At 58.7% G+C, this 12,231-nt stretch carries 8 protein-coding genes; 5 read left to right on the top strand and 3 right to left on the bottom strand.

The features are described from left to right. Window positions 1-26 precede the first annotated feature (26 nt). The gene (locus K7B09_RS08095) at window positions 27-1,475 is read right to left on the bottom strand and encodes an MFS transporter (RefSeq protein WP_223628814.1); all 1,449 of its coding nucleotides are present in this window, start codon (window positions 1,473-1,475) and stop codon (window positions 27-29) included. Between the two features lie 261 nt (window positions 1,476-1,736). On the opposite strand from K7B09_RS08095, the gene K7B09_RS08090 reads away from it, so the two are divergent. After that, the gene (locus K7B09_RS08090; protein WP_374348899.1) at window positions 1,737-2,333 is read left to right on the top strand and encodes a TIGR00645 family protein; all 597 of its coding nucleotides are present in this window, start codon (window positions 1,737-1,739) and stop codon (window positions 2,331-2,333) included. Between the two features lie 28 nt (window positions 2,334-2,361). Continuing rightward, window positions 2,362-4,548 carry a DNA helicase II gene (gene uvrD, locus K7B09_RS08085; RefSeq protein WP_223628812.1) on the top strand — a complete coding sequence of 729 codons (2,187 nt, stop codon included), beginning with the start codon at window positions 2,362-2,364 and terminating at the stop codon, window positions 4,546-4,548. Window positions 4,549-4,661: 113 nt separating this feature from the next. On the opposite strand, the gene K7B09_RS08080 is transcribed toward uvrD, so the two are convergent. Next, window positions 4,662-4,943 carry a DUF2782 domain-containing protein gene (locus tag K7B09_RS08080; protein ID WP_223628809.1) on the bottom strand — a complete coding sequence of 94 codons (282 nt, stop codon included), beginning with the start codon at window positions 4,941-4,943 and terminating at the stop codon, window positions 4,662-4,664. A gap of 227 nt (window positions 4,944-5,170) precedes the next feature. Here K7B09_RS08080 and K7B09_RS08075 point away from each other — a divergent pair, with 227 nt between their 5' ends. Continuing rightward, the gene (locus tag K7B09_RS08075) at window positions 5,171-5,926 is read left to right on the top strand and encodes a hypothetical protein (protein ID WP_223628805.1); all 756 of its coding nucleotides are present in this window, start codon (window positions 5,171-5,173) and stop codon (window positions 5,924-5,926) included. 98 nt (window positions 5,927-6,024) lie between these two features. Further along, the gene (locus K7B09_RS08070) at window positions 6,025-6,984 is read left to right on the top strand and encodes a hypothetical protein (RefSeq protein ID WP_223628804.1); all 960 of its coding nucleotides are present in this window, start codon (window positions 6,025-6,027) and stop codon (window positions 6,982-6,984) included. 161 nt (window positions 6,985-7,145) lie between these two features. Here K7B09_RS08070 and K7B09_RS08065 read toward each other — a convergent pair whose 3' ends face one another. Beyond that, window positions 7,146-8,981 carry an ABC transporter ATP-binding protein gene (locus K7B09_RS08065; protein ID WP_223628801.1) on the bottom strand — a complete coding sequence of 612 codons (1,836 nt, stop codon included), beginning with the start codon at window positions 8,979-8,981 and terminating at the stop codon, window positions 7,146-7,148. Between the two features lie 72 nt (window positions 8,982-9,053). Between K7B09_RS08065 and polA the strand changes: the two genes are divergently transcribed. After that, entirely contained in the window at window positions 9,054-11,816 is a 2,763-nt protein-coding gene (gene polA, locus K7B09_RS08060; RefSeq protein ID WP_223628799.1) for a DNA polymerase I, read from the top strand. The last annotated feature ends 415 nt before the right edge of the window (window positions 11,817-12,231 follow it).

Raw genomic sequence — 12,231 nt, 5'->3', positions numbered from 1 at the left:
TGCCGGGTTGCAAGTGACACTGTGAATTAATGACTTGTGCCGGCCGCCAGCTGGTCCAGATCAATCCCTTGTTTGCGCAGCAGGCTGGATGCGCGCAGCGCATAGAACGCCAGGTAGGCAAAGCAGACCACGCCCACCCAGAAGCTCATGTGCACACCCACCACATCGGCCAGTGCGCCTTGTGCCCAGCTCACCAGGCCGCCGCCCATGATCATCATGATCAGCAGGCTGCTGCCCTGATTGGTATTGCGGCCCAGACCGGTAATCGCCAATGCAAAAATGCACGGCCACATCGTGCTGCAAAACAGGCCCACACTGATAAAGGCGATGGTGCTGGTCATGCCGCTGCTGAACATCCCGATCAGCAGCGCCACAATGCCGCACACTGCGAAATACAGCAGCATCCGCGCCGGGTTACCACGGCTCAGCCAGGTGGCGGCAATCATCACCACGATCACGCCGGCATAGCCGTAGAACTGCGACACATCATGCTGGGCGATGGCATTGACCGCCAGATACACGCCAAACGCAAGAAACGGCAGCAGCAACAGCAACATCGATTTGGTGCTGCGGCCAACGTCAAATGCCCCCGCTGCGCCAGTCCAGCGGCCAATCATCAAGCTGGCCCAGTACAACGAAACATACGGCGCCAAGTGCTGGGTTTCGATGCCCAAGCCTTCGTGCAAATACGCCGGCAGATTACTGACCGTGGACACTTCCACGCCCACATACACAAAGATTGCCAGCATCCCCAATACCAGCTGTGGATAGGCAAATGCGGAGGGCTTGTGCACCAGCTTGCCGGCATCTTGCGCCTCATCGCTGGCCAGTGCGTCCAGATCAATCTGGTTCGGCACGGAGGAAAACTTGATGAACACCGCTACCAGCGTGAACGCCGCACCCAACACCAGGTACGGGATTTTCACGCTCTCGATGCTGGCATCGGTATTGCCGGTGGAGAGGCTGCCGAAAATGGCAAAACTGACCAGCAATGGGCCAATCGTGGTACCAAAATTATTGACCCCGCCCGCCATGGTCAACCGCTGTGCACCGGTGGCCGGGTTGCCCATCACGATGGCCAGGGGATTGGCCGCGATCTGTTGCAGGGCAAACCCAAGCCCGACGATAAACAAGCCCGACAGCATCAGCGGAAATGAACTGTTATTGGCTGCCGGATAAAACAACAAGGTGCCCAGCGCCGAGATCAGCAGCCCCACGCAAATGCCGTTCTTGTAGCCGATCTTGTTCAGCAGATCCTGCCCGGCCAGTTTGGAAATGCCGAAATAAATCAGCGAGCCCACGGTGTAGGCCACGTAAAACGCCACCGCCACCAGCTGGCTTTGCGACTGACTGAGGTGGAACGCTTTTTTGAAGACAGGAATCAGGATGTCATTGCTGGCGGCAACAAAGCCCCAGAAAAAAAACACGGTGATCAGGACGCCGAACTGCGCCCATCGGGTTTGCTGCTGTGCCATGGATCCCCCGTGGATGAGTGGTGGTGTTGCGCCGACGCAAATTCCCGAGGCAAGGCAGACGGGCAACCTGACGGCTTTTACAGGATGCTTGACAGCGCTGTCAAACTTGGTTGCGCCGATAACAAATTCATGGTGCCCCCGGTGTGGGCAGCGCATTCCCCACACAAGCAACGGTGAAATGCATGGAGGGGATGGAAATTAGGTTGACGCCACCCCTGCTTGCACGTTGCAATGCAGCATCCTCGATCCGAACGGTTGCCGATGTTGCCTGAATCCACTTCCCGCCTGTCGCCGATGTCCGCGCTGATATTTTCCTCGCGCTGGCTGCAGTTGCCGCTGTATCTGGGCTTGATCGTGGCCCAAGGCGTGTATGTGTTCCTGTTCGTCAAGGAACTCTGGCACCTGATCCACGATGCCGCCAGCCTGAACGAGCAGGGCATCATGCTGATCGTGCTGGGCCTGATCGACGTGGTGATGATCTCCAACCTGCTGGTGATGGTGATCGTCGGTGGCTACGAAACCTTCGTCTCAAGGCTCAATCTGGAAGGCCATCCCGACCAGCCGGAATGGCTGTCACACGTCAATGCCAGCGTGTTGAAGGTCAAATTGGCGATGGCGATCATCGGCATTTCCTCGATCCACCTGCTCAAGTCCTTCATCGAAGCCGGCCAGTTGGGTTTGCCGCTGTGCACCGTTGACCTGCTGGCGGCCAAAGCGCTCTGTACCAAAGCCACCGCACAGGGTGTGATGTGGCAGACCATCATCCATATCGTATTCATCCTGTCGGCCATCGGCATCGCATGGACCGACAAGTTGATGACCGGCAACGCCAGCAAGCGCGAACACGCGGGCCATTGAGGCCGCCCATCCCGGTAAAATCCGGCGGATGGATGTTTCCCACTTGCTTGATGGGCTGAACCCGGCCCAACGCGAAGCCGTTTCTGCCGCACCCGGCCACTATTTGGTGTTGGCCGGGGCCGGTTCCGGCAAAACCCGTGTGTTGACCCATCGCATCGCATGGCTGCATGAGGTGTTCGGGGTGCCGCTGCACGGCATCCTGGCGGTCACCTTCACCAACAAAGCCGCCGGCGAGATGCGCGGACGCATTGCCGCGCAACTGGGTGGCGAGCCGCGCGGCGCGTGGATCGGTACCTTCCACGGCCTGGCCCATCGCCTGCTGCGCCTGCACTGGCAGGAGGCGAAGTTGCCGGAAGGGTTTCAGGTGTTGGACAGCGACGACCAGCTGCGGCTGGTCAAGCGCGTGGTGCAGCAATTGGAATTGGACGATGGCCAATTTCCGCCGCGCCAGCTGACCTGGTGGATCAACGCGCAAAAGGACGAAGGTCGCCGCCCGCAGCATATCCAGCCCACCCCGCATGACCCATGGGGGGATGTGCAGTTGCGTGTGTACACCGCCTATGAAGAGCGCTGCCAGCGCGCAGGCTTGGTGGACTTTGCCGAACTGCTGCTGCGTGCGCATGAATTGCTGCGCGATACCCCGGCGTTGCTGGCGCATTACCGGCATCGTTTCGGGCAGATTCTGGTGGACGAGTTTCAAGACACCAATGCCATCCAGTACGGATTTATCCGGTTGTTGGCAGGCAGCTCCGGGCATGTCTTTGTGGTGGGTGATGACGACCAGGCCATCTATGGTTGGCGCGGTGCGAAGGTGGAGAACGTGCAGCGGTTCTTGGGTGATTTTCCAGGTGCGCACACCATTCGCCTTGAACAAAATTACCGTTCCACCAGCACCATCCTGGATGCCGCCAATGCGGTGATCGCGCATAACAGCGACCGGCTGGGCAAGAAGCTGTGGACCGATGCCGGCGAAGGTGAGCGCATCGACCTGTATGCGGCCTACACCGAGATGGACGAGGCCGCTTATGTGGTCGATCGCATCCACCAATGGGTGCGCGAGGGTGGCAGCCGTAGCGATGCGGCGATCTTGTATCGCAGCAACGCGCAGTCGCGTGCCTTTGAAGAAGAATTGTTGAAGCGGCAAATGCCGTATCGCGTGTATGGCGGCATGCGCTTTTTCGAGCGCGCCGAAATCAAGGACGCACTGGCGTATCTGCGTTTGCAGGCCAACCGCGATGACGACGCGGCATTCGAGCGCGCCGTGAACACGCCACCACGCGGCATTGGCGAGCGCACTCTGGATGAAGTGCGCCGCACCGCGCGAGAGTATGGGCAATCGCTATGGCAGGCCGCGCAACGCCTGTGCCAGATGTCCGCCCTCAGCGCCCGCGCACGCAATGCGCTGGCCGCGTTCGCGCAGTTGATCGACGGGCTGGGGCAGGCAACCACCGAACTGCCGCTGGCAGAAAAAATCGACCATGCACTGTTGCGTTCCGGTCTGCGTGCGCATTACGAAAAAGAATCGCAAGGACAGTTGGATTCACGCACCGACAACCTCGACGAACTGATCAGTGTGGCCAGCCGGTTTATCCGCAGTGATGAAGACGATGCGGCCGCCATGCCGGAGCTGGTCGCCTTCCTCAGCTATGCCGCACTGGAGGCCGGCGAAGGCCAAGCGCAGGCCGACGAAGACAGCGTGCAGCTGATGACCCTGCATAGCGCCAAGGGCTTGGAGTTCCCGCTGGTGTTTCTGGTCGGGTTGGAAGACGGTTTGTTTCCGAATGCACGCAGCAAGGAAGAACCCGGCCGCATGGCCGAAGAGCGCCGGCTGGCCTATGTCGGCATCACCCGTGCCCGCCAGCAATTGGTGTTGTGTCACGCCGAATCACGGCGCATCTACGGCAGCGATGTGCTCAACGCACCCTCGTGCTTCCTGCGCGAAATTCCGCAAGCGCTGCTGCGCGAGATCCGCCCCAAACCCAAGCCGCAGCAGTTTGTACGCGGCGCAGCACACATCCCTGCACGCAACTACGGCCACGCCGCCCTGGAAGCCCCGCCGATCCGGCTGGGCGCGAACGTGCGCCACCCCAAGTTCGGCACCGGCTTCGTGACCGACGTCGAAGGCAACGGTGCGCACGCCCGCGTGCAAGTCAATTTCGAGGACGTCGGCAGCAAATGGCTGGTGCTGGCCTACGCGAATTTGAGTCCGGCGTGATGATCCAACTCAGTTGCTGTACCCACGGAGCAGAATGCTGACTGCATAAACAGCCTTGATGCATATCGGTGTGCTTGGGGAGAAGAAGGCCGACAGTACCAGTGGGGCTTTGCTTACCAGCTAAACAGCTTGTAATAGGTCATCGGGCCGCCCTTGCTGTCGCGTTCGTCAATCACGCCATCGCCGTTGCGGTCGTAGATGTAATAGGTGGCGCCGCGTGCGGGCACAACCTTGACCATGGTCAGGCGGTTGTCGCTGCGATATTCGGTGATGACATCGCCATTGGCCTCGGTGTGTGTGGCCGGGGTGGCGTCCTTGGCCAGCATGTCTTCGGGGGCAGCGGTGGCGCAAGCGGCAAGCGTCATGGCCAAAATAATGGGAAGTGCGTTGCGCATGGCGGTGGCCTGAAGTGTGGGTGGGGTAAGTATGCGACAAGAGCGCCCATTTTCTCCCCTCACCTTCGCGGAGTGGGCATGCCTTTCGGGCAACTTTTCACGTATGCTGGGAAAAGGGAGATCACTTGCTTGGGGAGTAATTTTGATTTTTCCGTAATTTCCATGCGGGCGGGAATTTAGGTTTCGTGGCAGAAAAATTTTATTGATATAGAAAGGGGATACTGCGCGTGATCAAAGCGAGAATAATTGCAACTGCTATATTCCTCACGGGCGGGCTTGTCTTGTCGCCACAGACAGTCGCCTTGCAATATGCTGGCGATGGCTGGTGGTGCGAGGAAAGTACTGGCTACTACGATGGTTCTGGATGGGTTGTTACAGGGGGTGCGTGCTACTACAGCCCTTTCTCAAGTCCTGGTGAGTCTGGAGGTGGAGGTGGTGGGCCCGGGGGCGCGGGTGAGGGAGGCGGTGGGGGTGGTGGCCTTGGTGGCGGTTTACCAGCACCGGATGACCCCAATGAAGTCCGTCAGGATTTGGATATCTCTCCTGATCTCAAGTGCGTACTGAAAAATTATCTCCACCCAGATTCAAAACTGCCGCTGACAAAGACTCTGAAAAGAGTCGAGACTTGGGCATTTAAGGAATTCATCAACGGCGCCCCGCAATACGGTTATAAATTCTCGGACAACAACCAATCGCCCGGCCCAAATTGGAAACCAGTAGGCGGAGTGTCAGGTTATGGCTACGCATACGGAAGACTCTATAATGCAGCATTCAAATCAGGGGTGCTCACAAAAATTGGCGAACATTACACTGGCAGCAACAAAATCGACGAAAATCTATCAGCTACTGAAATGTCAGTATTTGCCTCTGGCCATGAAGCCGCACATTTAGTGGTCGCCAATGCAACCGAAGCGATGGCAGACTGGTATGGAATATACACTCTCCAAAAATACAGAGAAGACAAAGAGCGGAAATGCAGGTAATTAGAAATTGCACGCTCAATACCTACGGATTTATTTGCAGCGAAATTTACCGCTAAAAAGATGGAAGCCACCATCTCAACACAAATTCGGCCATAAGCATGAAAAGTTTAAGGATTTACATCATCTCCGGGCTTGCTTTCGTGTCTCTTTCGACATTATTTATTCGGGAAGTAGGATTTCCTCACAAAGCAAACCAGCCGACACCGGCAAATGAAACGCACCAAAAACCCCCAAAATCTATCAACCCAGCTCACTCCTTACCAAGCACAGACTCCAGCGAATGGGCGCGCCGACTGGCCGCACGAGGTAACGCCAGCGATTTGAAGTCAACTATCGAAATTTTCAAGGAATCTGGAAATTGCTTGCAATACTTTGTTGCGCTGCATGAAATTGCAGCCGCCCAAGGCAATGACCACCTGAATAGCGTGCCACAAGCAGCCACTCCGGCCAGTGGCAGGATATATCCGAACTTGCAAAGAGCATCCTCCGTACTGGCGCAAACGAAAACTTTTTGCTCTGGATCGGACGAAGAGTCCGTTGCCAGAGTCTACATGTCATCTTTATTGAATGCCGCATTACTTGGGGATGCAGACGCTCAAAGCTGTTTCATTATTACCGGTGCAGCAATTCCATCACCCAAGGTGATGCTGTCTGGAAGGTATACCCAATACCTGGAAAGTCGATACATTGAACATTCAGCCGTCTTCACACAAAGCGCACTTGAACGCGCTGACCCTTATGTTGCAGAAAATGCAATTTACAAATACATCGAATCGCCGTCACTACACCCTTCCGCACGGGATAATCTGCCATTACCGAACCCGTACTTAACATTTCGCGCTGCACGACTTGCTTCGCTCAGAGCTTTACCTGAGCAAAGCGTATCTCTTCAAAAGAGCTTGACTACATTCGAAAAACTGGACCTTCTCACTGATGATGAAATCGCGAGTGCTGATGAGTGGGCACAGGCAACTTACGCACGTGATTACTCAAATGCCCCAAAGCTCGACTTAAACCGCTTCACCCCATGTCATTCACTCAAGGAAACAACACCTTGATGATTATCCTACCTATTGGCCCACACCCAACCGAAATTCATCCGCATCGCACAGGGCCGTGTTCCTGCAGCGGCACGGCTTGCAGCAGCATGGTGGGGCCACTCCGGCACCGGTGGCTTCGCTGAGTGGGGGTAGGTCAGTGTTTCGTTAACGAAGGCAAGCTAGCCGGCATCCAGCTCCAAAAACCCACCCGATTGGCGTTGCCACAGCTGCGCGTACAGGCCGCCGCTGGCGAGCAGTTGCTCGTGGCTGCCGGTTTCGACGATGCGGCCTTGGTCCATCACTACCAGCCGATCCATCGCGGCGATTGTGGACAGCCGATGCGCAATCGCGATCACGGTTTTGCCTTGCATCAAGCGATACAGATTTTCCTGGATCACCGCTTCCACTTCCGAATCCAGTGCCGAGGTGGCTTCGTCCAATACCAGGATGGGCGCGTTTTTCAGCAGTACGCGCGCAATCGCAATGCGCTGGCGCTGGCCACCGGACAGCTTTACCCCGCGTTCGCCCACTTGTGCATCCAATCCGCGCCGGCCTTTGTTATCGGCCAATTGTTCGATGAACCCATCGGCGTTGGCCTGGCGTGCGGCGTCCAGCAACTCGGCGTGGCTGGCATCGGGGCGGCCGTACAGAATGTTTTCACCCACGGTGCGATGCAGCAGCGAGGTGTCCTGGGTGACAACACCAATCTGCGCACGCAACGAGTCTTGCTGCACCGACGCCACATCGATGCCATCGATGGTGATACGGCCGGCTTCGACGTCGTGAAAGCGCAGCAATAAATTGACCAGGGTGGATTTGCCCGCACCACTGCGGCCCACCACGCCAATTTTTTCACCGGGCGCAATATGCAGGTTGAAATCTTGCATCACCCCGCTGCCTTTGCCGTAGTGGAAGCTGACGTTTTCGAACCGGATATCGCCGCGCACCTGCGCCAGTGCCGGCGCATTGGGCGCATCGTCCACGGTTGGTGGCAGGGCAATCGAACTGATCCCATCGTGCACGGTGCCGATGTTTTCAAACAGCGCCGAAAGTTCCCACATGATCCAATGCGACATGCCCAGAAAGCGCAGCGCCAAGGCCAGCGCAACCGCCAGCGCACCGGCGCTGACCTGCCCATGCAGCCACAACCAAATACCCAAGGCGCCGGCCGCAAACAACAGCAGCATATTGAGTGTGTAGAGCACGCTGTAGGCGCGGGTGGCCAAGCGCATCTGCTGATACACGGGGGTCAAGAACCCGGCCATCGCCTCACGGGCATAGGCTTGCTCGCGTTGCGAATGCGAGAACAGTTTGACCGTGGCGATATTGGTATAGCTGTCCACAATGCGTCCGGTCATTTGCGAGCGCGCATCGGCTTGGTGCTGCGACACCGCGCCCATGCGCGGCACAAACCAGCGCATCAACAGGGCATAGCAACACAACCAGCCAAGGAACGGCAGCATCAAGCGCCAGTCCGCGCTGGCCGCCACCAGCAAGGTGCCGCCCACGTACACCAGAACATAGTTGCCGATGTCGAACAACTTCACCACGGTCTCGCGCACCGCCAGCGAGGTCTGCATCAATTTGGTGGCAATCCGGCCGGCAAATTCGTCCTGGAAATAGCCCATCGACTGGCGCAGCAAATAGCGGTGCACATTCCAGCGGATGCGCATCGGAAAATTGCCCAGCAGGGTTTGGTGCTGCACGGTAGAATTGAGCAGCACCAGCAGCGGCAGCACCAACAGCACCAATGCCGCCATCCACCACAGGCGCGCGCCTTCTTCGCCCCAAAAGCGCGCCACACCCAGCGCTGACATGCGATCCACCAATTTGCCCACGTACGCATACAGCGCCACTTCGCCCAGTGCGAATGCCGCTGAAGTGGCCGCCATCAACAGCAGCCAAGTTTCCGCGCCGCGCGTGAAGTGGCGGCAGAACGCATACAGCGTGGCCGGCGGCTGCGTGGGGGGCGCGTCCGGGAACGGGTCAAGACGGGATTCAAACCAGCGCAGCATGGGCAGCGTCCGTGGGCAGTGCGGACATTGTGCCAGCGCAACCACGCGGACTGCCGCGGGTAGAATCGTGGCATGACAAAACTTGTATTGATCGACGGTTCGTCCTATCTCTACCGCGCCTTCCACGCGCTGCCGCCACTGAGCAATGCTGCCGGCGAGCCCACGGGTGCGCTGTTTGGGGTGGTCAACATGCTGCGCGGGCATTTGAAGGAAGCGCCCGAGCACATGGCCTTTGTATTGGATGCCAGCGGCCCCACGTTTCGCGATGCGCTGTTTCCGGCATACAAGGCGCAACGCCCGCCGATGCCGGACGAGCTGCGTGCACAAGTCGCACCGATGATGGAGATCGTGGCCGCGTTGGGCATCCCGATATTGCGTGTACCCGGGGTCGAGGCCGATGACGTGATCGGCACGCTGGCAGTGCTGGGCGCGGCGCAGGGCATGGCGGTGGTGGTGTCCACCAGCGACAAGGACATGGCGCAGTTGGTGCGCCCCGGCGTGGTGTTGGTCAATACCATGAGTGGTAGCAGGCTGGATTCGGATGCGGCGGTGCTGGCCAAGTTTGGCGTGCGCGCCGAGCAAATCATCGACTACTTGGCGCTGATGGGCGATGCCGTGGACAACATTCCCGGCGTGCCCAAATGCGGGCCGAAAACAGCGGCCAAATGGCTCGCCGAATACCACACGCTGGACGGCGTGATCGCCAATGCTGACAAGATTGGCGGCAAGATCGGCGAGAGCTTGCGTGAAGCCTTGCCACGGCTGCCGCTCAATCGTGACTTGACCACCATCAAGACCGACGTGGTGCTGGAACAGGGGCCGGCGGAATTGGCCTTGCGTGCACGCGATGTGGAGGCATTGCGCGGCCTGTATGCGCGTTACGGCTTCAATCAAGCACTCAAAGAATTGGATGGTGATGCGGCATCTTCTATTGCGGCACCGGCCAAACTGCCCAGCACCAGTGGGCGTGGATTTGTGGCACCACTGCCAACCACCGCCACTCCAATCGACCCGGGGCTGTCGGCAGCAGGCGAATACGCGTGCGTGCTGACGCCTGCGCAGTTGGATGCATGGGTGGCGCAATTGCACGCCGCCGATGCCTTCGCCATCGACACCGAAACCGATTCGCTTGATCCACTGCAAGCCAACCTGGTCGGCATCAGCCTGAGCGTGACGCCGGGCAAGGCCTGCTACATCCCACTGGCACACGACTCCCCCGGTGCGCCGGCGCAGTTGCCACGCGAAGTGGTGTTGCAGACGCTGCGCCCGCTGTTGAGCGACCCGGACAAACACAAGATTGGCCAGCACGGCAAATACGACCTGCATGTGCTGGCGCGGCACGGCGTGGCGCTGCAGGGCTATGCCGATGACACCATGCTGGAAAGTTTTGTGCTGGAGGCAGGCATCGCGCGTCACGACATGGATACGCTGGCACAGCGGCATCTGGGGTACACCACGGTCAAGTACGACGCGGTGACCGGCAAGGGTGCGAAGAAAATCCCGTTCGCGCAGGTGAGTGTGGACGATGCCACCCGCTATGCGGCGGAAGATGCCGACATCACCCTGCGCCTGCATCGCGTGCTGGGCGCAAAACTGGCCGCAGAACCGGCCCTGCAGACGGTGTATCGGCAGATCGAAATGCCGTTGGTGCCGGTACTGGCGCGGGTGGAGGACAACGGTGTGTTGATCGACATCGAGGTCTTGCGCAAGCAGTCGGCTGAACTGTCGCGGCGCATGTTGGCCGCGCAACAACGCGCCACCGAACTGGCCGGGCGCAGCTTCAATCTGGATTCGCCCAAGCAGCTGGGCGCATTGTTATTTGATGAATTGAAATTACCGGCGCTGGTGAAAACCCCGGGCGGTGCGCCGTCCACCAATGAGGAAGCACTGGAAGCCATCGCCGACCAGCACGAATTGCCGCGCATCATTCTGGAGTATCGCGGGCTGGCCAAACTGCGCAGCACCTATACCGACAAATTGCCGGAGATGGTGAACCCGCACACTGGCCGCGTACACACCAGTTACCACCAAGCCGGTGCGGCCACCGGGCGCTTGTCTTCGTCGGATCCCAATCTGCAAAACATCCCCATTCGCAGCGAAGACGGCAGGCGCATCCGCACTGCATTCATCGCACCGCCAGGCCGCCAATTGGTGGCCTGCGACTACTCGCAAATCGAGCTGCGCATCATGGCGCATCTGTCCGAAGACCCCGCCTTGGTACGCGCATTCGAGCAGGGTGCCGACATCCACCGCGCCACTGCGGCGGAAGTGTTCGGCAAACCCATTGGCGAGGTATCCGCCAACGAGCGCCGCGCCGCCAAAGCGATCAACTTTGGCTTGATTTACGGCATGGGTGCGTTTGGGTTGGCGCGACAATTGGGGATTGGCCGTGGCGAGGCGCAGGACTACATCGCGCTGTATTTTTCGCGCTACCCCGGCGTGCGTGACTACATGGAGCGCACCCGCGCATTGGCGCGCGACCGTGGCTACGTGGAAACCGTGTTTGGGCGCCGGCTTACGCTGGAATACATTCACTCACGCAATGCCGCGCAGCGCGCCGGAGCCGAGCGTGCCGCGATCAATGCGCCGATGCAGGGCACCGCCGCCGATATCATCAAACGTGCGATGGTGGCGGTGGATGGCTGGCTGGCCGGGCATCGAACGCAAGCCTTGATGATCTTGCAGGTGCACGATGAACTGGTGTTCGAAGTGGATGCGGATTTTGTGCCGGAACTGCTGCACAGCGTACCTGCGTTGATGACCTCGGCAGCGCAGTTGAAGGTGCCATTGGTGGTGGACAGCGGGGTTGGTGAAAATTGGGATCAAGCGCACTGAAAATGCGTGATTTCAGGCCGGGAATCAGTTTCGTCCGAAACAACGAAAGCCTTGTCTGGTGCGGCTTTCGAACGAATGGCTGCCCACGCGGTGAATGCTTCCTGAACCGAACAGTTTTTTAACTGAAATCTTCACGAACCAGCAAGGTACACAGTGGTCTTATACGTGCAACAGGTGCAACGCCTGTTGCAGATCACAACCCCTCCCCTGGTAGTGATCACCGGAAGGCAATCGGTTCTCCCCAGCCGGCCTTCCCCGGCCCCGCAGCCCCCCCCTGGCTGCGGGGCTTTTTATTGGGGTATCCGGATTTTAGTGTGGGAAGCCTGTCCTAGCTGTTGCCTGCCTTCCAACTCTTGCCTGTAGGTTTCAGGCTTCTCCAGCCCTTCCTGTCTTCAGCCTTAAATGTGGGATTTGA

This window comes from Thermomonas beijingensis, assembly GCF_020034655.1.
Taxonomy (GTDB): Bacteria; Pseudomonadota; Gammaproteobacteria; order Xanthomonadales; family Xanthomonadaceae; genus Thermomonas; species Thermomonas beijingensis.
Note: the sequence above shows the minus strand (reverse complement) of the source record. Positions and strands in the feature narration are given on the sequence as shown.